Source organism: Coleofasciculus sp. FACHB-542, assembly GCF_014695825.1.
Classification (GTDB): domain Bacteria; phylum Cyanobacteriota; class Cyanobacteriia; order Cyanobacteriales; family FACHB-T130; genus FACHB-T130.
The window spans coordinates 1-21,957 of the sequence record NZ_JACJPB010000021.1 but is presented as its reverse complement, the minus strand read 5'-3'; the positions used below and the strand labels follow the sequence as shown (position 1 = coordinate 21,957).

The window sequence follows — 21,957 nt, the reverse complement described above, 5'->3', positions numbered from 1 at the left end:
TGCCAGACATCAGAATCTAGACAGTAGACTATGTATGAATCGCAAAATAAATTAAGACAATCCTACGCCTAAGACTTGGTTAAGGCTATTATCGTGAATGTTCCCTACCACGTTCAGCTTTACAGGCTCCTTGTCATTAACCAAGTCGTGTCCGAGTCTTCCAAGGCTCCGGCAGGTCTTAAATCTTAAAACTTACAGCATCGTTGTACGGATATTACTGCTTGCGGCTAGTGAGGAGCAAATTGGCTTATCGCGTCAATTTTGCCTTTAAAATCGCCGCAACGGCTCAGCATAAGTGATGAAACGGTCTGGTGATACTGCGGGGGCGCAAGCCTAAGTCGCGATCTAGATCGTAAAAATTTAGTTTTGGGCTGACGATAGCAATTTTCCTTCATGGTTTTGGGAACAATTTGTAAAGAGGTATTCTCACGGATCTATGACTCAATCCTCACCACGAAATCGCGCCCTTGCTGTCCGCAATGAGTTTTCGCCCTTCGGCAACCAGCTGATTCAGGCAGGCTATGTTGACACCGACCAAATGCGGCAGGCTATGGTAGAAAGCCGCAAGTCTGGTAGACCCTTAACCGAGGTTCTTGAAACGATTACTGGGCGATCGCTTCCCCCAGATTTGCTACGTCAGTATAAAAAACAACAGCTTTTTGAACTCAAAATTCTTTACGGAGTTGAATCTCTAGATCCGGAAATCAGCCAAATTCCCACTTCTCAGATTGGGTCTTTGATTGAAACCCTGATTCCGATCGATATCTGTAGTCGCTATAAACTGGTACCTTTAACGAAAAATGACACCCAGCCCCCCTCGGTACTGGTGGCAATGGTCGATCCAGATAATTTAGCGGCTCAGGACGATCTCAACCGCATCTTACGACCCCAGGGCATCGCCTTGCAGCGAATGGTGATCACTCTGGAAGACTGTTTGAATCTAATTAACCAATACAAGGATGAGCAAACCAGGAAAGAGGAAGTAGCGCGAATCCAAAAGTCTGTGGATGTCTCAGACGTTCTGGATAATTTGAACGACTTAGGCGATGCACCTCCTGAAATTGAAGATGACCTGAATGTAGAGGATGCACAGGGCGCTCCCGTCATCAACTTGGTTAACAGAATCCTCCTCAAGGGTCTGCAAGAGCAGGTTTCAGACATTCATATTGAACCCCAAGAAGAATTCTTACGCATTCGCTTCCGGAAAGATGGGGTGCTACAACAAGCCTTCGAGCCGTTCCCGAAAAAAATCATCCCAGCCGTCACAGCTCGCTTCAAAATCATGGCTGAGCTAGACATTGCCGAGCGACGGATGCCCCAGGATGGTCGTATCCGGCGGGTGTTTGAAGGGCGTAAGGTTGACTTTCGGGTGAATACCTTACCCAGCCGCTACGGCGAAAAGGTGGTCTTGCGAATTCTCGATAACTCTTCCACCCAGCTAGGTTTGGATAAGTTAATTTCCGATTCGGAATCGCTAGAAATTGTCAGAGAAATGGCAAGCCGTCCCTTCGGCTTGATTTTAGTAACCGGGCCAACTGGGTCTGGTAAATCTACCACCTTGTACTCGGTTCTGGCAGAACGGAACGATCCGGGAATTAATATCAGTACGGCAGAAGACCCGATTGAGTATGCCTTGCCTGGGATTACTCAGGTACAGGTAATTCGAGAGAAAGGAATGGATTTTTCCTCGATCTTACGAGCCTTCATGCGCCAAGATCCGGATGTAATTCTGGTGGGTGAAACGCGGGACAAAGAAACGGCGAAAACCGCAATTGAAGCAGCACTAACCGGACACTTGGTGCTGACAACCCTGCACACCAACGATGCCGCCGGTGCGATCGCCCGCTTAGACGAAATGGGTATCGAGCCATTCATGGTATCGGGTTCGCTGATTGGCGTTTTGGCGCAACGCTTGATGCGGCGTGTTTGTAGCGAGTGTCGCCTTTCCTATTCACCCACTTCACAAGAACTCGGTCGATTTGGTTTATCGGCTTCTGGGGACGGGGATATTACCTTCTACAAAGCCAATACTTTACAACCCGATGAAGCGAAGGAAGCCAAAAGCAGAAATGCTCTGTGCCAAAAATGTAATGGCATTGGCTATAAGGGACGTGTGGGTGTTTATGAAGTCATGCGCGTAACCGAACGCTTGCAAAATTTAATCAGCCAAGGTGCCCCCACCGAGCGCATTAAAGAAGCAGCCGTGGAAGAAGGGATGAAGACATTGCTGGCATACAGCTTAGACCTGGTACGCCAAGGTTATACCACTCTGGAAGAAGTAGAACGGGTGACATTTACAGATTCTGGTCTAGAGGCAGAACTCAAAGCCAAGCGGAAGAGCGGTCTAGAATGTGTCACTTGCACTGCTGAGTTAAAGCCAGAGTGGCTAGATTGTCCTTATTGCATGACGCCTCGCTTTTCCGAATAAATTTCAATCGTCAATCGCTAATGGCGAATGGCAATCACCCAAGCTACGCCCTTAGTCAAGGAAAAATTAGCAACTGAGAAATCAAGAATCACCCCAGGAGACAGCCTCATGGAATTAATGATTGAAGACTTGATGGAGCAACTCATTGAAATGGGCGGCTCAGATATGCACATCCAGGCAGGAGCGCCGGTTTACTTTCGCATTAGTGGGAAACTCAACCCCATTGGGGACGAACCGCTTCCTCCCCAGGAGTGTCAGAAACTCATCTTCAGTATGCTGAACAACACGCAGCGTAAGGAATTAGAGCAAAACTGGGAACTTGACTGCTCTTATGGGGTTAAGGGATTGGCTCGCTTCCGCGTCAATGTGTACAAAGAGCGGGGCTACTATGCGGCGTGCTTAAGAGCGTTGTCTTCTAAAATTCCGAACTTCGATCAGTTGGGTCTCCCAGACGTCGTGCGGGAATTGACTCACAGACCGAGAGGAATGGTGTTGGTGACGGGGCAAACGGGTTCTGGGAAAACCACCACCCTGGCTGCGATGCTCGACTTGATCAACCGGACGCGAGCAGAACACATCCTAACGGTGGAAGACCCGATTGAATATGTTTACCCGAACATCAAGAGCTTGTTTCACCAGCGTCAAAAAGGCGAAGATACTAAGAGCTTTGCGAATGCGCTGAGAGCCGCGCTCCGGGAAGACCCGGATATTATCCTGGTAGGGGAAATGCGCGACCTAGAAACCATTGGTCTGGCGGTATCAGCGGCTGAAACAGGTCACTTGGTGTTCGGCACCCTGCACACCAGCTCAGCAGCAGGTACTATCGACCGGATCTTGGACGTATTTCCTCCAGAGCAACAGCCCCAAATCCGCGCTCAGTTGTCTGGTTCGTTATTGGCAGTCTTCAGCCAATGCTTAGTGCCCAAACATAATCCGAAACCCGGTGAATATGGTCGGGTAATGGCGCAGGAAATCATGCTGGTAACACCAGCGATCGCTAACTTGATTCGAGAAGGAAAATCTGCTCAAATTTACTCTGCTATCCAGACTGGAGCAAAATTGGGAATGCAGACGATGGAACAGGCTCTAGCTGGCTATGTCAAAGCTGGTGCCATCTCCTTTGAGGCGGCGATGGGCAAATCATCTAAACCTGAAGAATTACAGCGTATCCTGGGGACATCGCCAGCGACAGGGGCAAAAGCTGGCGCTCGGTAGGTTCGAGGCGGTGTAAAACCTATTGCACTAAGCTTGTATGATGCCAGGTAGTCCAGACCGAATATGTTTCGGTCTGGACTACCTGGCAGCCCTCAGCAGAAATTGTCAAAAACCTCCCCGGAAGACACCTTCCCATTACAAAAATTTTCCTTTTAAAAGCCATTCTTCTTTCACTTAGAGGTGAGGTATGCCTACCTATATTGCTGATGTTCGAGACTCTAAAGGAGCCGCAAAGAAAGACAAAATTGTTGCCGACTCCCTGGGGAGTGCCCGCGACGCCCTGCGCGAAAAATGGGTTTCTGTTGCAAATATCAAAGAAACTCAAACCTTTGACCTGAGCAAATTAAACCTAAAAGAGTTTCAAACTTCTTTAGCGAAGGTTACGGTCAAGGATAAAGCCGTCTTTTCTCGTCAATTTGCCGCGATGGTCAACGCGGGTGTGGCGATTGTTAGATGTTTGGGCGTACTTTCGGAACAATGTAGCAATCCTAAGCTTAAAAAAGCGCTGGTGGAAATTAGCTCAGAGGTTCAACAAGGTGTGAATCTCTCGGATGCGATGCGTAAACATCCGGAGTGTTTCGATAATCTATACGTCAGTATGGTGCAAGCAGGAGAGGTCGGCGGTGTCCTCGATGAGGTACTCAACCGATTAGCCAAAGTCCTAGAGGATATGGCACGCCTGCAAAACCAAGTCAAAGGGGCAATGGCATACCCCGTGGCAGTGGGAATCTTGGCAATCATTGTCTTTATTTGTATGACCGTGTTTTTGATCCCAATCTTTGCTGGCATTTTCAAAGATTTGGGGACAGAATTACCGGCTCTAACACTGTTCATGCTGTGGATTAGCGAAATCCTCAGAAGTTGGAGGATCATCATCCCTATCATTACTGTCATCGTTGCCTCTTTTGTTTACAGACAGTATTACAAGACGCCAGTTGGTCGTGTGACGATGGATCGCTTTTTCTTGAAAATGCCGCTATTGGGCGACTTGAATGAGAAATCATGTGTTGCTCGCTTTTGCCGCATTTTTGGAACCTTGACTCGTTCTGGAGTGCCTATTCTCACTTGCATGGATATTGTGAGAGATACGGCGGGTAACCAGGTAATTGCTAACGCGGTGGAAGCAGCCAAGCTAGACATTCAACAGGGTGGGATGATGAGCTTAGCTTTGCAAAAAGAGCAGGTTTTCCCAATCCTGGCAATTCAGATGATTAGTATTGGGGAAGAGACAGGTCAGTTAGATGCCATGATGATGAAAGTGGCAGATTTCTATGAAGATGAGGTTGAGCAAGCGGTGAAAGCACTCACCAGCGTTCTCGAACCCATTATGATGGTGGTGTTAGCGGGGATGGTCGCGGTGATTTTGCTTTCGATGTATCTCCCCATGTTTGCTGTGTTTGACAAACTAGGCTAATCAATTTCAGGTTTTGGATTTTTCTCATTCCCAGATTTATCTGGGAATGAGATTTGGGATGGAGGGCTTATGGTACTTAACGATGACCTAATCTCCAATCTAAGATTGAAAATTTAAAATCAAAATATGTTTGTTAAGCAATCCTATTACGAAGCTAGCTTGGCGGAGTACAGTAACCTGTCTGGAGCGATCGCATTGCTCAAGCAGCACCGACCTTATCTGGAGATGATTCCTAGTATGCGCCGGTCTGAGGAGAGCGCGATCGCCATTCCTTTGCCGGTGGTGCGAATTCGCCATGCCTCCTCTAAAGCAGAAAGCCATGGCGTTGTCACATCTAGAGGAGAAGCGATTCGCTTGCCCTGTGATGTGGCAATTTTAATGTGTGACCCCGAATGGAAAATCAAAATGGGGGTGGAGATTTTTGTCTTTATTCACCGTCCCCAAGAAGACTTTTCCGACTTTTTGAGTCGATGGCGGCAGACGCAGGTGTGGCTGGACAAAGAATATGAGTGGTTGATGCCGCCTCGCCATCAACACATTTTCAGCGAGGGCGCTGACAAGCTATATCCTTTGTTTGTTGTATTTCCAGAGACGCCAGAACGAATTAAGCGAGGCTTAATGGGAGCCTGTCTCCCCTTTGTCATCCAGACCCCAATGTTGGATGTTGAGGAACAGGCACAGGAATCTTTTTTGCCTGAAAGTCCCAACGTTTGACGGTTGAAGCAGGTTGAAGTGTAATCAACCTGCTAACCTACCCATTTTCAACCTGTTAACTACTTGACAAACTGCGGCATGACTTCGGCGGCGGTCAACAAACCGTAGATGCCTCGACGATGGAGTGCGACTCCGGCTTTGAGATAGCCGAAGGCAGGGCCGCAGACATTGGCTGCCATACTGGTTTCATCGCCAAGGGTAAAGGTATGGGTAGAAATCTTGCCTTCAAAGGTGCGACCTGTCACTTGGACATTCGTGCTGAGTGGTTTTTTGGGATTGCGGGTATCGACGACGCCGCCGACCGTAACGCGATCGCGCGGACAAATTCCAGCTAGCTCTAGCATCACATCATCAGCGTGTTCCATATTCTCCAGAGCCAGGATGCCGTTGGTTTGATCCAGCAATGCTTCCACTTCGGCATCACTCATGGCTCTGGCGCGCTCCACATCGTAGCCGGGTAGATGGGCAATATCTTCCCGAATTGTCGCTCGGTAGGCTTCCCAATTTGCAATCCCTACCCCAAACGTAATCTTGACGCTATGGATTTCGGCATAACTTTGGGCAGCAAGAGCCGCGGCTGCCGTCAACAACCCAGGCGTCGCCCCACAGCCAGTCAGATAAGTAATTCCTGCTGCAAGAAGTTCCTCTTGCAGATCCAATAGCTGCTCGACAGCGCTGGTACGTTTCAGGGCGTCTACCAGAACCCCCCGCCAGCCAGATTGAATAAATTGCCGCGCGACGGACGCCATAAAGGTGTTGGGCAGATTAGGCAGTGCCAGGAAATATCCATCTACCGGCTTAGCTCGTTCGATTAAGTCTTGGATGCTCTGGCTGCTGAGGGTGCCTGTCGGCTCTAAATAGCCAAGAGAACCCCTTGTTTGGTAAATCGCAATGCTGGCATCTGGATCTAACCCTTGGGCGGCGTAGGTATAGCCTTTCTGGTCAGCAGCTGCAACCCAGATCATCTCGCGTTTTGGCGCAAGCACTCTGGCGGCAGCCTGCCCCAGTCCACCAAAGCCTAAGACGCCCACTCGAATGGGGGTTGGGGAGTTGATTGAACCTGTGACTTGCTCTGCACTCATAGCGTCTTCTTGCAATTGAACAAACTTTAATTATCCAGGCTCCTGGACGCGCCGGTTCGTTCACTTTTGAGAGCTTGAGCGATCGCTCAAGAAGTCTGTTGGCTTTTTTGCTCAATTTCGGATAATTTCTCTATCTTGACGCAGATGTAAAGTTAAGCGACACTGACAAATAATCAAAGTAAGACTCGCCTAATTAATTAAGTTTTGTTACGTTTTAACTCGTTGTGACTCAATTGCTCAACATTTGAGCAACATTAATTTATTAATATCCCAGCGAGTCAGTTCTAAGAAAGATGTCTTATTCGGCAGCATCAGCAGTATGGTTCGTGCCGCCGCCTAACTTGAGCAATCCCTAACCAATGAGCATGGAAACGCTAGAGTTTATCATTTATCCGGATGGTCGGGTGCAGGAGAAAGTCACCGGAATTACTGGGAAATCCTGTGCCGAAGTGACTGCCGCTATTGAAGCCCAATTGGGTCTGGTACTAACTCAGGAACCGACTTCTGAATTTTTTGCCTCAGTGATTCATCAGAGCGCGACGGCGACAGCCGGGGCAACTTATAGCGAGTGGTAAGGTAAGTTTTTTTTTGAGTCCAACTTAATTTATTTGAAAAAATCGTCATGTCACACTTTAGCAACATCAAAACTCAAATCCGCAATCTTGTCTCGTTAGAAGCCGCTTTGACCGACTTAGGAATAGATTGGAAATCTGGCCCGCAAACAGTGCGCGGCTATCGCGGTCAAACCCTTACGGCTGATGTTGCCATTGAGCAAAAAAATGGTTATGACATCGGTTTTCGTTGGAACGGTCAGGAATACGAACTTGTTGCTGACCTACAGTATTGGCAGCAAACGGGTTCTGTAGAGCGGTTTCTCAACCAAGTGACTCAGCGTTATGCTTACCACACGGTTGTCAAAGAATCTGCAATGCAGGGCTTCCAAGTTGCCGAGCAAAAACAGAATGAAGATGGTTCAATCCGCTTAGTTGTGCAGCGCTGGAGTGCCTAATGTCTGATTACCCAACTCCTGAACAGCCAACTCCCGAACGTTCTGGCTTGGAGCCAGAGTTAGGTGGTATTTGGCGGGATGCACCGGAACGTTCGGGTTTGGAGCCGGAGTTGGGTGGCACCCTGCGGCAAAAAGGCGTCTATGTTGATGAAATAACCTGTATTGGCTGCAAGCACTGTGCCCATGTTGCTCGCAATACTTTTTATATTGAGCCAGATTATGGGCGATCGCGTGTAGTTCGGCAGGATGGAGACTCGGAAGAAGTCATTCAAGAAGCCATTGACACCTGTCCGGTCGATTGTATCCACTGGGTCGATTACACGGAATTGAAAAAGCTTGAACAAGAGCGGCAATATCAGGTGATTCCATTGATCGGATTCCCTGCTGACCATGCGATTACGGCTGTGAAGCAGCGGCAAAAGAAGGTTAAAAAAAAGCAACCGAAACCCATAGACTAAAGGTTCGCTGGTATAAAAAATGCCCGTCTGTACGGGCTAAATAAATAAAACCCCCAACAGATGCCTGCTATTGGGGGTTTTATTTAAAGCGTTGCACTCTCGCTTCTAACGAGAAACCCCTTGCACGACTGGACGCACACCAGAGCCAGGGAACGGTTCCGGAGTACCCAACCAGTTAAAGTCATTCAGCCGAAAACTGATGGAACCCAGCTGCAAAACAGGGTTGTAACGCAGGACAATGTTGTAGGTGCGGCGGCTGTATTCCAGAAAGTAGTCGGTGCTGATGTTCTCCTTAGTATTTAAATTGACCGAGGTTTGAAAACCCAGGCGAAACGGGCCATAAATCTGTTGGGTAATGCCCGCGGAAAGGACGTTGGTGTCCACGAGGCGGTCAAATAAGAAAGGTGATATACCACCACGAGCAACTTGAGAGTAGGTAACATTAAACCCGGTGTAATCTAAAAAAGGTCGGGAGAAATGACCGAATTGCCCTTGCACCCCAATGCTCCCGCTCAGGGATTCCTGGCTATCCCCACTACTGTAACCACTATAAACGCCGGTGACGCCCGTCGTTAATAGTACATAGGGAACAACTGGCACGGGTGTGTAGCGCAGTCCTTCGGTGGGGGTGGCAGGCAACCCTTTACCCCGCCAAAGTAAAAAGTTGCGGTTGAGGGAGGCACTGGCTTGATAGCGACTGAGACTGACGCGATTGTTGGTTTGCCCTGGTTCGAGCAAGTCTAAACGGTCTGTATCTGCGTTGATGAACTGGGCACCCGCTTGATAAGTGAGGTTGATGCCAGTATTCCCTAAGGGAATGACCGGAGAAGTCAGAACTGCGCCTAAACTACTCTGGACAGTTTGATAGCCGAGGGAGCCGTTGAACAGGCGATCGCGGTAGCTATATTCTAAATTTAAGGTATGGGGTAGACGGGTGCCGATAATCTGGCGCAGCCGCAGGCTCGCTCTTAGCTGGTCGTCTGCGATCTCTTCGGGATCTAGACTGGTGAAAACAGCCGACCCTCTCAAGGTTGTGGTGGGACTGAGGGTGGCATCTAGTCTAGTCCTGAGACCAAACACGGAGGGATCGAGGAAGCTCCCCTCAGAAACGGCTTTTTGAAGAAAATATTGCGGGGTGACGCGCAATCGCACGCGGTTGGTAGAAATCAGTTGAAAGGTTCGTTCCGCAAACACACCACCTCGGTCTTCAGCATCATACCCGAAGGTGACGAGACCCGGTTCGGTTTCGCTCCGGTCAATCACTCTGCGATCTTGAAAAATTGGGATCGAAAAACCCTGGTCAAAAACGACGCGGGAGCGGGTGGTGGTAATTTCATCTACCAGGGGCGAAATCCGCCTAAATCTGGCTGTATCTGCCCGTACCTCAAGTTCTGGTGGCGAAAAGGGATCGTTGGTTAGGCGAACATTGGTAGCAAAAGCTCCTTCAGAGTCGAAATCCACCCGGTCGGCTTGAAAGCGCAGCCGGTTAATTGCGCCCCCTTCCTGAAACGGCTGCTGGTTTTGGATGTTCTGGCTAGCCCCAACGACCAGTCCGTAGCCGCCAGGACTGGTGATATTCGAGACGGGTTGGTTGGCGGTAATGCGATCGCTTAACGGTCGTACTGAGGCAGCCGCAGCACTGGCATCATTGGGTAAAGGACTCGAAAAATCTGCCCCTGCTGAAGGCTGGTAAATCTCGCCACTGGCATTTAGGAGGAAACCGCTATCCTGGGCAAAATAATACTCAACGCGATCGCCCCGCAGCACTTGTTCGCCTCGCGTCATAGCGATATTCCCGTCCCCCACTACAACGCGATTCGGCAAGTTTACCTGTAGCCGATCCGCATCTACTACAGCACCCTGGTAGCGCAAAACAACATCGCCTTCTGCTGTAACGACTTGTCGATCTACGTCGTATTCTTGCTGGTCAGAAGTTAATTCCACAACGCCTCCCGTACCACCGCCAGAAGTCGTAGGCGGAGGTGGCGTCGTACCGGGGGCGGGGGCGGGTGCTGGTTGATTTTCTGGGGTGGGAGGTGCGGGTGCCGGTGCCGGTGCCAATTCCTCTTCAGGCCAAGGCTCACCTTCCGACACGGGCGCTGGAGGAGTAGACTCTATCGGAGTTTCACTCGGCAAAGATTCCGGAGATTCCGGAGATTCCGGAGATTCTGAGGGTTCTGGAGGCTGTTGATCGACACTCGGCAGCTGCTTTTGCAACACAGGAGGAGTTGCTGTGCGTTCTTTTGCGATCGCAGCCTGACTTTCAGTGTTCTCTTGCCTAGGTTCTGACTCTTGATTTTCTACCGACGAAGCATCAAATTCAGCAACGTTCGGAAAATCCTGATCTGGGTATGCGTAAGGGCGAAGCCGTTGTGCTGACAATGCAGGGTCGTCGTCATTCTGGTCTGTCTGCACAGATGCTTCTTCCCTACCACTCCCATTCCTGACAATTGGATGACCCACTGAAATTGGGGCACCAAGGGGGGCAGCTTTTCTGGTGGGGATAGAAATTACAGAGAGCGAGGAAGAAGACTCCGGCGCAAACGTTTCCGGCTGCGTCGGGGCAGCAAGGGTCTCAGGTTGCAGGGTTCGCTGGGAATCCGATGCAATTGTTTGAGCGGAGACAGCTAGAGAAGTGACATCCTCTGGCGGCAACGTGTTGATAATCGCAGGCGGTGGGGGCGGCGGAACTGGTTGGGGCATCTTCTAGCAACAGGAGTTGAGCGGACAGCACCAATGCCTATCCTCAACTGCACTCTGAGTAGGGTGCCTCGCAGTGGACTGCTGCCCCGACATCGGCCTGAGGCATAAAGCGATCGCTGTTTATTCCAGATCCCGGCGTTTTGGGTTACGGGAAGGATCGCTGGACAAAAATCCAAACACAAAGAGCAGGCTGAAGAAGGCAACGACTATATAAACGACAATTTTGAGAGTCACCATACCGATATCTACTCCAGACGGGAAAGGCTGAATGTTGCTGCCTTAAAGGCAGAACAACTTTCTCATAATACCGAAATATTGCTTCATTTTTGCCTTGAGTCTGGAGTGATTGTTGACCTCAAGCGGTCAGTCCAGCCGTCGTTTGAGCTGCTTAAACTGCTCTGACGATTGCCAGAGCGCGAAGTTTCCCTAGCGATCGCTTAGTTGTTATACCACGAGATCGCACCCGGTTCCTGGGTTTTAACTTTTCCCTAGCTCAAAATCAAGGAAATTGCAGAACCCGGGAAATACTGAAATCCTTGCTAGGGTGCGATCCCAGATAGCTAAGGTGTTTGGACGCCAGGAGGATAAACACGCGAATGCCACTAAATGCCACTAATGGTGCCCAAGGGCAGCGTTGCAAGAGACGCGATGTTCACCGCTTTTAGGCGATCGCTCCTAGCACGGGAGCGCTTTTCTAAACAAATTTTCTCAATATTCCCTGAAAAAACTAGGATTTTAGATTGAAAGCGGCAGCTTGCTAAGGGCAGCTAGCTGGATAAAGGGATCAACATTTCCAGTCCAAAAAAAGAGTATAAAGAGCATCCAACTTGTAGCGGAAGTGAGTACACAATAGCTCTATTAAGACTTGAGAGGCTTTGTCAATGCAGCCGATTCGGACATTTAACGTTTCCCCCGCTTTGCCGTCAAGGCTAGAACCCTTACGAAAACTGGCATACAACCTGCATTGGGATTGGAACTTTGAAACCAAAGAGTTATTTCGCCGCCTAGACCGCGATTTGTGGGAATCCAGCCGTCACAATCCAGTGCTAATGCTGGGAACTATTTCTCAAGCGCGGCTACAAGAAGTTGCTGAAGATGAAGGCTTTGTTGCCCACATGGAACGAGCCAGCCGCCAGCTAGACGACTACCTGCAAGAACGGACGTGGTATCGCAAACACAGGAATGAGGTGAACGGTCAGAGGACTGAGAAGAAACAAGAAAATTCTTCTGCTTTCTCGCTCCGTCCTCAGGACTCAGGACTCAGGACTCAGGAGTGTTATGCCTATTTCTGCGCGGAATTTGGTCTAACCGACTGCCTGCCCATTTACTCTGGTGGCTTGGGCGTTCTCGCGGGAGACCATCTGAAATCAGCCAGTGACTTAGGCTTACCCCTCGTTGCCGTCGGCTTACTCTATCAGGAAGGGTATTTTGCCCAGTACCTCAATGCCGATGGTTGGCAGCAGGAACGCTATCCGGTTAACGATTTCTACAATATGCCGTTGCACCCGGAGCAAAATCCTGACGGTTCGGAACTGCGGATTTCTGTAGAGTATCCAGGGCGCACCGTCTATGCCCGTGTCTGGCGCGTGCAAGTGGGCACTGTGCCCCTATACCTGCTCGATACCAACATTGAGCCGAACAATCCCTACGACCACGACATCACCGACGAGCTGTATGGTGGTGACTTGGATATGCGGATTCACCAGGAGATGATGTTGGGCATCGGGGGCTTCCGGATGCTGAAGGCGCTGGGATACAAACCCACTGTTTACCATCTGAATGAAGGTCACTCAGCGTTTCTGATTCTGGAACGCATCCGGATGCTGATGCAGGAAGAGAAACTGGATTTTGCCGCCGCTAAACAAGTGGCGCAAGCAAGTCAAGTTTTCACGACTCACACGCCTGTCTCTGCTGGGTTCGATTTGTTCCCCCCGGATAAGGCTCTTTATTACGTGGGGCACTATGCCGATATTTACGGACTTTCCCACGAAGAGTTTCTCGGCTTAGGACGGGAGGACACTGGGGATTTGGCGTCACCGTTTAGCATGGCAGCACTGGCGATGAAGACATCGAGCTTTGTCAATGGGGTTGCTCAGCTGCACGGGTTGGTGTCGCGGAAGATGTTTCAGAGTCTCTGGAAAGATTTTCCACTCAATGAGGTGCCGATTACCGCGATTACGAATGGAGTCCACGCCCGCACTTGTGTAGCGAAGTCAACGCAGGAGCTGTATGACCGCTACCTTGGCCCTCAGTGGTCTGACGCGCCAGTAGACGATCCGTTGTGGGAGCGGGTGCAGTCGATTCCGGATGAGGAGTTGTGGCGCAATCACGAGCGTCAGCGGTCAGAACTGGTGGTGTTTGTGCGCGATCGCCTAGTGAGAAAGTTGCGCGATCGCGGTGCTTCTCCCTCTGAGATTGACCAAGCGCAGGAAGTATTAGATCCAACGGTGCTAACAATCGGGTTTGCCCGTCGTTTTGCGACTTATAAGCGGGCAACTCTGTTTTTGCGGAACCTAGACCGGATCAAGAAAATCTTGTTGGGCGATCCAAATCGGCGGGTGCAATTCGTCATTGCTGGAAAAGCTCATCCCAAGGATATGCCTGGGAAGGAACTGATCCGGGATATCATTCATTTCTCGCGGGAAGAAGGAATGAATGCCAGTGTGGTGTTTATCCCGGACTACGATACTTATGTTGCCCGGTTAATGGTGGCGGGTTGTGATGTTTGGCTGAACACCCCCAGACGTCCGCGAGAGGCATCTGGCACCAGTGGAATGAAGGCGGCGATGAATGGTTTGCCAAATCTGAGCGTGCTGGATGGCTGGTGGGATGAGGCAGATTATGTCCGCACTGGCTGGCCCATCGGTCACGGGGAAGACTATGAAGACCTCAATTATCAAGATGATGTGGAAGCGAATGCTTTGTACGACTTGCTAGAACAGGAAGTCGTGCCGCTGTTCTATAACCGGGATGGAGCTGGAATTCCCCGCAAGTGGACTGCCAAAATGAAGGATTCGATTCGGTTGAATTGTCCGTTCTTCAATACGTCGCGGATGGTGCGGGAGTATGCAGTGCGGGGATATTTCCCAGCAAGCGATCGCTACTCTACGATGACCGCAGACAACTACGCCCCCGCCAAGGATGTAGCCGCCTGGAAGCAACGAATCTTCGAGCAATGGTACAACATCAAAATCGAAGAAGTTGATGTCTCTGAACCGGCTGGGATTATGGTCAACCAAACCGTTAGCGTCAAAGCGCGGGTTAATCTGGGGGAACTCAGCTCCGATGATGTTCAAGTTGAACTTTATCAGGGTGCAGTTGGTGTCGATGGGGAAATTGTCAACGGCATTCCCGTAGTGATGGATTACCAAGGCAAAGATCAACAAGGATGTAGTATTTACACTGTTGATATTCTTTATACCTCCAGTGGTTTGCAGGGTTTCTCTTTACGGGTTTTGCCAAAACACAATAATCTATCAAGCCCCTACGAATTGGGACTGATTCTTTGGGCTTAGAAAGTTTTGAGTTTTGAGTTATTAATTCAAAATTTAAAACTCAAAACGATTTTTGGGGACAACAATATATCCAGTGGTGTCATCTCCCAGCACCAGATTTCTTTCTAATCCCCAGTACCACCAATGAGCGCCCACATAGGCACAGATGAGGCTATCTAGCTTATCTTCTAAGGCTTTAAAGGTTGCAAGAGTACTGGGGATTTCTGCAAGCATCGAACCCCAAAGATGGAGAATCGGCACAGAGGATGAAGAGACATTTAGGGCAGGGTGGAAAGTTGGTAAGCTATTGACAATATACTGGCGGAGTTTGATTAGTTCTAATTGACGCTCTGCCAGCTTGCCTTTTTTGTATTTAAGAATCCGCTCTAAGCTGAATAAATTTACGATGGCTGGGTGGGGAAATACTTCGATTTGATAGCGTCCCGGTTGCTGGGGTTTGATAATTGGTGCGTGAGCAAATCCACGGGATTCAAGGCTGAGTCCAAATCCTACGATGCGTTGGGCGAAGGGGAGTCCTAGATTCTCTGGGTAGCAACCCGCGTGATAGCGACCAAAATATTTGTGGGTAAGTTTATCAGGTAGTCGTGTCCCGGTGGTATTAGGAATCAGCGTTGGGGCATCAACGGCAATCATCGCTGGTTCTGCTGCGGGTGCCCAGGTATCAATCCAGTTGAGAATCTCTTCTATTGTTTCGAGTCTATCTAAATCCAGCAGATGCAATTGCCCATCTTCCCAAGCGAGGCAGCATAATCCGCTGGGTTGCGATCGCCATCCCAAATCAATGCCTAAAAATTTCATCACACTGAAATTTTATTATCTATGGTCATCTTAAGGGATTTATGGAATCCTCTGCTTTGTTTTTCTTTATGTCCTTGGTTGGCGTTTTTAGGAATTTATTTAAAAATGCTTTGGAAATAAAATAGAATTACTGTGTTAATTTTATTAGATTGAATTGAGTTTTTAAAAAACTAGCTTTTTTATCACTTTTTTCCGCCCATGTAATCTACTAAAATTTCGCTTTAAAATAAAGATAAAATAATTTTTTATTAGCTATACTTGAACAACTCTCAAAAAATGAATTTTAGCGAGTCTATACTACCCGAAGATGTAATCATTTTGGTTGTCTATTTTGTGCACCCAGAATCTCTAGATGCAGTTCTGGAATTTAGAGAAATAATCTGCCAGTAAATTTACCAATAAAACTCCTGAAAAGCGCGATCGCATTCTGAGTAGGGTTGGTTATTTTCCATCCGAGCAGAAAATTGATTATGGGTAAAGTGGAGCGTTTAGGTAACGAATAATTGCAAAAGACGCGATCGCTCCTTTGCCTCTGGGCTATTAAAATAACGCCTAAAATAACGCCGCGATGATGCCAGAAAATGGCAAACTAGATAGATAAGTTTTGTTAACGCAGCTATTCCCTGCTGCGCTTCTAGATAGCTAAATTGAAATTCATGGTTAAGCAGCGCGTTCTCTCTGGGGTTCAACCAACGGGTAATCTGCATCTAGGTAACTACTTGGGAGCGATTCGCAACTGGGTAGAAGGGCAGAGTCAGTACGAAAATTACTTCTGTGTGGTGGATTTGCACGCGATTACCGCGCCGCACGATGCCAGCACCTTGGCTGAAAATACTTATAAAATTGCTGCTTTGTATTTGGCTTGTGGGATTGATTTGGAAGATTCTAGTATTTTCGTGCAATCCCACATCCCTGCACATAGCGAACTGACTTGGCTGCTGAATTGCATCACTCCCCTCAACTGGCTGGAAGATATGATCCAGTTCAAGGAAAAGGCAGTTAAGCAGGGAGAAAATGTCAATACTGGTTTGCTAGACTATCCGGTGCTGATGGCGGCAGATATTTTGCTGTATCAGGCGGATAAAGTGCCGGTGGGAGAAGACCAGAAGCAGCACTTAGAATTAACCCGCGATATTGCGAATCGGTTTAATTACCAATTTTGCCGGGAAAAGCCGGTGCTGAAACTGCCAGAGCCGCTGATTCGGGCTGAGGGTGCTAGAGTGATGAGTCTGACGGATGGCACTCGGAAGATGTCAAAATCCGATCCTTCGGACATGAGCCGAATTAATCTGCTCGATACCCCAGAGCAAATCCAAAATAAGATTAAACGCTGTAAAACTGACTCAGTGCGCGGTCTAACTTTTAATGATTCGGAACGACCCGAAGCCCGAAATTTGCTAACGCTATACATGGTGCTTTCGGGCAAACCGAAGGAAGAAGTCGCAGCAGAGTGTCAGGATATGGGCTGGGGACAATTCAAGCCATTGCTGACGGAAACCACGATTAACGCCCTGAAACCGATTCAGGAAAGGTATCAAGCGGTGATGGATGACAAAGGCTATTTGGAGTCCGTGTTGCGGGATGGCAGACAGAAAGCGGAAGCGATCGCGTCCGTTACTCTCGCCCAAGTGAAAGCTGCCCTTGGTTATTCGGTTCCCCTTTAACCAGATATAAGTTATCAAGGATGGAAGCGATTAGTGATTGATGCTTCAGAATGAGTTATTTAATTCAAAATTCAGCAGGAACGCGGGAACCCCGCCCCTACAAGACCAATTTGCGTACTGCTGTGGAATCGGGTGAATTTTTAGTGACCGCCGAGGTTGCCCCTCCCAAGGGCGGCGATCCTTCCGAGATGCTGAAAATGGCGAAAACCCTCGAAGGTCGGGTTCATGCGGTCAATATTACCGATGGCAGTCGGGCGGTGTTGCGGATGTGTTCAATGGCGGCTTCGGTGATATTGCTCCAGCATGGAATCGAGCCGATTTGCCAGATTGCTTGTCGCGATCGCAACCGCATCGGATTGCAAGCTGACTTGATGGGTGCCCATGCGTTGGGAATTCGCAATATCTTAGCTTTGACTGGCGATCCTGTAAAAGCTGGAGATCATGCCGATGCCAAGAGTGTATTTGACCTAGAATCCGTGCGGTTGCTGGGATTAATCAAAAAAATGAATCTCGGCTTCGACTGGAACGACAAACCCTTGAGTGATGGGGCGACTGACTTGTTCGTGGGTGCGGCTATCGATCCGCAATTGGCTAGCTGGTCGGGGTTGCAAAGTCGATTTGAGCGGAAATTAGCAGCAGGGGCGCAGTTTTTCCAAAGTCAGCTAATTTGCGATTTTGACCGGCTAGAAAAATTTATGGATCAAATCGCGGCTGGCTGTGGAAAGCCAATTTTGGCGGGAATTTTTCTGCTCAAATCTGCTAAGAATGCCCAATTTATCAATCGATGCGTGCCGGGAGTAAATATTCCCGACCACATTATTGAGAGACTTGCCGCTGCTTCAGATCCCTTGCAGGAAGGGATGCTAATTGCCGCCGAACAAGTCAAATTAGCTCGTCAACTCTGCCAAGGGGTTCATATGATGGCAGTGAAAAGAGAAGATTTGATTTCCCCAATCCTCGATTTAGCCGGAATTCCACCACTGACTCCGGTGGTGACAGCAGGAGAAAATAATGAACGCACAAACAACAAAGCAGTTGCCGATTCCGCCTCACTTTGATGCCAAAAAGGTCGGGGAAGTCTGGCGGGTGCCTTATCAGCAACGGGCAGCGGATGCGAGGGAGTGGGCGAAAAAACACCAGATTTCAGCGGCGGCTGAGGACAAAACTCGCATTTGCCTATTGTTAATCGATGTCCAGAATACGTTTTGCATCCCCGATTTTGAATTATTTGTCGGTGGGAGAACGGGTACGGGTGCGGTAGAAGATAATCGGCGGCTGAGTGAATTTATTTATCGGAATTTGGGAGTCATTAGCGCGATCGCTCCCACAATGGATACTCACACGGCGATGCAAATTTTCCATCCCGTCTTCTGGATTAACAACGGCGGAGAACATCCCACCGCCGCCGTCACGATGATTACACCGGAGGATGTTCACCAAGGCGTGTGGAAGGTGAATCCAGCCGTTGCTGGAATTGCCGGTGTCGATTACGCCGAACTTTCCTCACACGCTTTGCATTATGTTAAGCATTTGAGTGAAGCTGGTAAATATCCGCTGACGGTGTGGCCTTATCATTCCATGCTGGGTGGAATTGGTCACGCTTTGGTGTCAGCGGTGGAAGAAGCACTATTTTTCCACTGTATAGCCCGGAATAGCCAAACGCAGTTTGAAATTAAAGGCGACAATCCTTTAACTGAAAATTATTCTGTCCTCCGGGCGGAAGTTTTGGAAAGTACAAATGGACGCCCGATTGCTCAGAAAAATACCAGCTTGATTCAACAGTTACTCGCGTTTGATGCGGTGATTATTGCTGGTCAAGCGAAGAGTCACTGCGTTGCCTGGACAATTGATGATTTGTTATCAGAAATAACAGCAAAAGACGCTAATCTGGCGAAAAAGGTGTATCTGCTAGAAGATTGCACCTCACCTGTTGTCGTTCCTGGAGTGGTGGATTACACGGATGGAGCAGAAGAAGCTTTTGCTAGATTTGCCGCAGCGGGAATGCATCTGGTTCAATCCACTCAACCCCTAGAAACCTGGACTGACTTTCCTAAAATTGGGAATGGGTAAGTGAGTTTTGAGTTTTGAGTAACAAAAGAGTTTTGAGTAACAAGAGAGTTTTTTAATCTGAAAATTAAACCTTAAAAATTATTACCAATTACCATTCACCAATCGCCAATCACCCCTTACCAATTACCGATGACTAGCAGCAACGATGCAATTCAGGCACTGCGCGAGGCTCTCCGATTTTCTCCGGATAATGTACCTTTGCGACAACATCTTGCAGAGACACTTTTGAGCCTGGGTCAGGCAGAGGAAGCTGAGCAAGAATACCGCCTCGCCTTAGCGCGATCGCCCGAAAATCAGCAGTTGAAATTGGGATTAGCTCGTGCCTTCTATCAACAAGGAAAGCATCCCCAAGCGCTGGTAATTGTGGAAGATCAAATAAAGCGCTTGGATTGTCCGGCGGGTGCTTTTCTGCTTCATGCGCGTCTTCTTCTCAACACGGGGGCTGTGGAACAAGCTGTCCGTCAGTATCGCAGGGCAGTCGAAGTCGATCCATCTGTCAAAGATGCTGATTTTGCCGAAAGGTTGGGAATTGGGGCACAGGAGGACGTTCAAGAGGTCGTAGACGGGAAAATTCGGGCAGGGGTGGGAGACTTTCCGCACCCAGAAGAAGATACTCCAGTCGAAAAACCCGCGATCGGATTCCGGGATGTTGGCGGGATGGAAGCGGTCAAAGACGAAATTCGGATGAAAATTATTTATCCCCTGAAACAGCCGGAACTGTACAAAGCTTATGGGAAGGCAATTGGGGGCGGAATTTTAATGTACGGCCCTCCGGGTTGCGGTAAAACTTATCTGGCTCGTGCGACAGCTGGCGAAATTAATTCTAGTTTCCTGTCTGTTGGAATTAACGATGTATTAGATATGTGGTTGGGCAACAGCGAACGCAATTTGCACGACCTTTTTGAACAAGCTAGACGCAACCAACCTTGCGTATTATTTTTTGATGAAGTTGATGCTTTAGCTGCCAGTCGTGCGGACTTGCGACAAAATTCTAGCCGCATGGTAATTAACCAATTTCTATCAGAATTGGACGGAGTGAGGAGTTCTAATGAAGGGGTATTAATTCTAGCTGCAACGAACGCTCCTTGGCACTTAGACTCAGCCTTCCGTCGTCCGGGTCGTTTTGACCGCATCTTGTTTGTACCACCGCCTGATGCAGAAGCAAGGGCGGCGATTTTGCGCTTGCTGTGTCGGGGTAAGCCAGTGGAGGATATTGACTACAACCACTTAGCCAAGAAAACTGAGAATTATTCAGGCGCAGACTTAATGGCAGTGGTGGATGTGGCAGTAGAAAAGAAGTTAGCTGAAGCGATGAAAGTAGGTATCCCGAAGCCACTGACTACCAAAGATTTAGCCTCGGCGGCGGGAAGCGTGAAACCTTCAACAAAAGAATGGTTTTCAACGGCTCGAAACTACGCCTTGTATGCGAATGAGAGCGGTTTGTACGATGACATCCTGAAATATCTGAAACTCTGATGGGCGTACATTTAGAGCGTGCCGAAATCCTCATGGCTCAATCGCGTTATGAGATGGCGGCGCAGGAATTGCAGCAGGAATTAGCAGTCGATCCAGATAGCGCCCAGGCTTATGCGTGGCTAGGCTGGTGCTTGAGGTTTCTCAAGAAGTACGAGGAAGCAATAAAAGAAGCTGAGCAAGCAATTAAGCTGGCACCAGATTGGGAGAATGGTTATTACGTTCTGGGTTGGATTCTCTGCGATCGCAATCAGCTTCTGGAAGCTGAGAACGTAACCAAAGAGGCAATTCGCCTAAATCCTGAAAATGCCAACCATTTCATCCTACTATCAAACATTCGAGTTAAACAAAAGCGATGGCAGGAGGCACTAGAAGCAGCGACGCAGGGGCTTAACATAGAGCCAGAGAATGTTGACTGTTTGAATAACAAAGGGATTGCCCTATTCGAGTTGGGTCGAACAGAGGAGGCAATCGCTACGACTGAGCAAGCGATCGCGCTTGACCCGGAGAATGCCCTCAACTACAACAACTTGGGATGGATGATACTGAATCGGGAAGGAAGCCCCACGAAAGCTTGGGAGTATTTCCGCCAAGCACTCCGACTCAACCCCAATTTGGAATCTGCACAGGATGGACTCATCCAAGCGATCAAGTTAAAAAACCCACTATACAGACCAGTTTACAGGTGTGTAATATTCCCGTACCGCCGTTTACAACTAGGCAGATTTTTGAGCGGGAAAGCTTTGTTGGGCTTCTTTGCGTGCTTGTGTTTGGGATTCCGTATATTGCTGAATCTTGCTGCAACTAATCCCAATCCTTTGATTTGGTTAGCGCTGATTGTTTTGTTTTGGTTAATCTTTTTGCCTTGGTTTGTAGACCTCTTGATAACCCTATTACTCGAATTGAAGTTTAAGCAATCCTATTGGCTCACGACTTTAGTTTGGGCAATAGTAAGCGCATTTTATTTGTGGTTAATGACCGGAAATTCTAAAACTCTGTTTGCTCCCGTTTTATTCGGATTGTTGCTTCTGCCTGTATCGGCAACGTTCCGATCTTCAGCGGGGTGGCACAGCAGCCTCATGGTGGGATATACAACCATCATGGGGTTAGTTGGGCTGGCAGGGCTAGTTCTTCCATTACCAGGGCTACCTTTTGTAAGTGTTGACGTTTGGTTCTGGTTGACTTGGTTCATCGTTCTCGCATTGGGAACGCTTTTTTCCTTTTTTTTGAGCGGAAGAAGCTCTCCCAAGTTAAAGTAGTGCCTGAAAAAGAATGGTTTTTGACTGCTCGTAATGATGCCTTAAGTGCTTATGTAAAATAAATTACACATAATAAAAAGTAGAATAAGCTAAAACAAAAGTCAAGAAAACAAGAGACTTATGAGATTTATTAGAGATTTAAGCCGAGAAACTCA

Annotated in this window: 17 protein-coding genes; 13 read left to right on the top strand and 4 right to left on the bottom strand. The window is 48.6% G+C overall.

The features are described from left to right. Positions 1 to 436: 436 nt before the first annotated feature. The 4 genes from H6F52_RS05605 (at position 437) to H6F52_RS05590 (ending at position 5,771) form a co-directional block, all read left to right on the top strand. A complete protein-coding gene (locus H6F52_RS05605; protein ID WP_190413827.1) occupies positions 437 to 2,428 on the top strand; it encodes a GspE/PulE family protein in 1,992 nt (663 codons plus the stop codon). A gap of 108 nt (positions 2,429 to 2,536) precedes the next feature. Next, the gene (locus H6F52_RS05600) at positions 2,537 to 3,643 is read left to right on the top strand and encodes a type IV pilus twitching motility protein PilT (RefSeq protein ID WP_190413828.1); all 1,107 of its coding nucleotides are present in this window, start codon (positions 2,537 to 2,539) and stop codon (positions 3,641 to 3,643) included. Between the two features lie 187 nt (positions 3,644 to 3,830). Further along, positions 3,831 to 5,057 (top strand): type II secretion system F family protein, encoded by a 1,227-nt coding sequence (locus tag H6F52_RS05595; protein ID WP_190526935.1) that lies wholly within the window; start codon positions 3,831 to 3,833, stop codon positions 5,055 to 5,057. Positions 5,058 to 5,183: 126 nt separating this feature from the next. Beyond that, positions 5,184 to 5,771: a hypothetical protein gene (locus H6F52_RS05590; RefSeq protein WP_190427630.1), complete on the top strand. Its 588-nt coding sequence runs from the start codon at positions 5,184 to 5,186 to the stop codon at positions 5,769 to 5,771. A gap of 59 nt (positions 5,772 to 5,830) precedes the next feature. Here the strand turns inward: H6F52_RS05590 and H6F52_RS05585 are convergent, their stop codons facing one another. Continuing rightward, positions 5,831 to 6,853: a saccharopine dehydrogenase-like oxidoreductase gene (locus H6F52_RS05585; protein WP_190436256.1), complete on the bottom strand. Its 1,023-nt coding sequence runs from the start codon at positions 6,851 to 6,853 to the stop codon at positions 5,831 to 5,833. Between the two features lie 365 nt (positions 6,854 to 7,218). Between H6F52_RS05585 and H6F52_RS05580 the strand changes: the two genes are divergently transcribed. From H6F52_RS05580 to H6F52_RS05570, 3 genes are read left to right on the top strand one after another with little or no spacing between them, the layout of a single operon-like run. Further along, positions 7,219 to 7,428: a DUF2997 domain-containing protein gene (locus H6F52_RS05580; protein WP_190413832.1), complete on the top strand. Its 210-nt coding sequence runs from the start codon at positions 7,219 to 7,221 to the stop codon at positions 7,426 to 7,428. 47 nt (positions 7,429 to 7,475) lie between these two features. Then, positions 7,476 to 7,862, top strand: coding sequence for a DUF1257 domain-containing protein (locus H6F52_RS05575; protein ID WP_190532656.1), 387 nt, complete (start codon positions 7,476 to 7,478; stop codon positions 7,860 to 7,862). Continuing rightward, the gene (locus tag H6F52_RS05570; RefSeq protein WP_190532652.1) at positions 7,862 to 8,320 is read left to right on the top strand and encodes a ferredoxin; all 459 of its coding nucleotides are present in this window, start codon (positions 7,862 to 7,864) and stop codon (positions 8,318 to 8,320) included. The genes H6F52_RS05575 and H6F52_RS05570 overlap by 1 nt, the downstream gene beginning before the upstream one ends. Before the next feature lie 105 nt (positions 8,321 to 8,425). Here the strand turns inward: H6F52_RS05570 and H6F52_RS05565 are convergent, their stop codons facing one another. Then, the gene (locus H6F52_RS05565; RefSeq protein WP_190532649.1) at positions 8,426 to 11,023 is read right to left on the bottom strand and encodes a DUF3769 domain-containing protein; all 2,598 of its coding nucleotides are present in this window, start codon (positions 11,021 to 11,023) and stop codon (positions 8,426 to 8,428) included. A 120-nt stretch (positions 11,024 to 11,143) separates the two neighbouring features. Beyond that, positions 11,144 to 11,260, bottom strand: a complete 117-nt coding sequence (locus tag H6F52_RS05560; RefSeq protein ID WP_190413836.1) for a photosystem II reaction center protein I — start codon at positions 11,258 to 11,260, stop codon at positions 11,144 to 11,146. Positions 11,261 to 11,904: 644 nt separating this feature from the next. On the opposite strand from H6F52_RS05560, the gene glgP reads away from it, so the two are divergent. Continuing rightward, positions 11,905 to 14,538 carry an alpha-glucan family phosphorylase gene (gene glgP / locus H6F52_RS05555; RefSeq protein ID WP_190532646.1) on the top strand — a complete coding sequence of 878 codons (2,634 nt, stop codon included), beginning with the start codon at positions 11,905 to 11,907 and terminating at the stop codon, positions 14,536 to 14,538. Positions 14,539 to 14,571: 33 nt separating this feature from the next. Here glgP and H6F52_RS05550 read toward each other — a convergent pair whose 3' ends face one another. After that, entirely contained in the window at positions 14,572 to 15,336 is a 765-nt protein-coding gene (locus H6F52_RS05550) for a DUF429 domain-containing protein (protein WP_190532836.1), read from the bottom strand. Positions 15,337 to 15,992: 656 nt separating this feature from the next. Between H6F52_RS05550 and trpS the strand changes: the two genes are divergently transcribed. The 5 genes from trpS (at position 15,993) to H6F52_RS05525 (ending at position 21,802) form a co-directional block, all read left to right on the top strand. Continuing rightward, positions 15,993 to 17,000, top strand: a complete 1,008-nt coding sequence (gene trpS / locus H6F52_RS05545; protein WP_190532643.1) for a tryptophan--tRNA ligase — start codon at positions 15,993 to 15,995, stop codon at positions 16,998 to 17,000. A gap of 50 nt (positions 17,001 to 17,050) precedes the next feature. Further along, entirely contained in the window at positions 17,051 to 18,058 is a 1,008-nt protein-coding gene (locus H6F52_RS05540; protein WP_190532641.1) for a methylenetetrahydrofolate reductase, read from the top strand. Next, positions 18,012 to 19,070, top strand: coding sequence for a cysteine hydrolase family protein (locus H6F52_RS05535; RefSeq protein ID WP_190532638.1), 1,059 nt, complete (start codon positions 18,012 to 18,014; stop codon positions 19,068 to 19,070). Before H6F52_RS05540 ends, H6F52_RS05535 begins: the two co-directional genes overlap by 47 nt. Positions 19,071 to 19,199: 129 nt before the next feature. Further along, complete coding sequence (locus tag H6F52_RS05530) at positions 19,200 to 20,546, top strand: ATP-binding protein (protein ID WP_190532635.1); 1,347 nt, start codon at positions 19,200 to 19,202, stop codon at positions 20,544 to 20,546. Continuing rightward, the gene (locus H6F52_RS05525) at positions 20,546 to 21,802 is read left to right on the top strand and encodes a tetratricopeptide repeat protein (RefSeq protein WP_190532632.1); all 1,257 of its coding nucleotides are present in this window, start codon (positions 20,546 to 20,548) and stop codon (positions 21,800 to 21,802) included. Before H6F52_RS05530 ends, H6F52_RS05525 begins: the two co-directional genes overlap by 1 nt. Positions 21,803 to 21,957: the final 155 nt, after the last annotated feature.

What these genes read in the sequence shown, in the direction of transcription:
- H6F52_RS05570 (WP_190532652.1), top strand. Translation starts at nt 7,862, where the DNA reads ATGTCTGATTACCCAACTCCTGAACAGCCAACTCCCGAACGTTCTGGC.
- H6F52_RS05580 (WP_190413832.1), top strand. Translation starts at nt 7,219, where the DNA reads ATGGAAACGCTAGAGTTTATCATTTATCCGGATGGTCGGGTGCAGGAG.
- H6F52_RS05550 (WP_190532836.1), bottom strand. Translation starts at nt 15,336, where the DNA reads ATGAAATTTTTAGGCATTGATTTGGGATGGCGATCGCAACCCAGCGGA.
- H6F52_RS05575 (WP_190532656.1), top strand. Translation starts at nt 7,476, where the DNA reads ATGTCACACTTTAGCAACATCAAAACTCAAATCCGCAATCTTGTCTCG.
- trpS (WP_190532643.1), top strand. Translation starts at nt 15,993, where the DNA reads ATGGTTAAGCAGCGCGTTCTCTCTGGGGTTCAACCAACGGGTAATCTG.
- H6F52_RS05585 (WP_190436256.1), bottom strand. Translation starts at nt 6,853, where the DNA reads ATGAGTGCAGAGCAAGTCACAGGTTCAATCAACTCCCCAACCCCCATT.
- H6F52_RS05530 (WP_190532635.1), top strand. Translation starts at nt 19,200, where the DNA reads ATGACTAGCAGCAACGATGCAATTCAGGCACTGCGCGAGGCTCTCCGA.
- H6F52_RS05560 (WP_190413836.1), bottom strand. Translation starts at nt 11,260, where the DNA reads ATGGTGACTCTCAAAATTGTCGTTTATATAGTCGTTGCCTTCTTCAGC.
- H6F52_RS05595 (WP_190526935.1), top strand. Translation starts at nt 3,831, where the DNA reads ATGCCTACCTATATTGCTGATGTTCGAGACTCTAAAGGAGCCGCAAAG.
- H6F52_RS05565 (WP_190532649.1), bottom strand. Translation starts at nt 11,023, where the DNA reads ATGCCCCAACCAGTTCCGCCGCCCCCACCGCCTGCGATTATCAACACG.
- glgP (WP_190532646.1), top strand. Translation starts at nt 11,905, where the DNA reads ATGCAGCCGATTCGGACATTTAACGTTTCCCCCGCTTTGCCGTCAAGG.
- H6F52_RS05535 (WP_190532638.1), top strand. Translation starts at nt 18,012, where the DNA reads ATGAACGCACAAACAACAAAGCAGTTGCCGATTCCGCCTCACTTTGAT.
- H6F52_RS05525 (WP_190532632.1), top strand. Translation starts at nt 20,546, where the DNA reads ATGGGCGTACATTTAGAGCGTGCCGAAATCCTCATGGCTCAATCGCGT.
- H6F52_RS05540 (WP_190532641.1), top strand. Translation starts at nt 17,051, where the DNA reads ATGAGTTATTTAATTCAAAATTCAGCAGGAACGCGGGAACCCCGCCCC.
- H6F52_RS05600 (WP_190413828.1), top strand. Translation starts at nt 2,537, where the DNA reads ATGGAATTAATGATTGAAGACTTGATGGAGCAACTCATTGAAATGGGC.
- H6F52_RS05605 (WP_190413827.1), top strand. Translation starts at nt 437, where the DNA reads ATGACTCAATCCTCACCACGAAATCGCGCCCTTGCTGTCCGCAATGAG.
- H6F52_RS05590 (WP_190427630.1), top strand. Translation starts at nt 5,184, where the DNA reads ATGTTTGTTAAGCAATCCTATTACGAAGCTAGCTTGGCGGAGTACAGT.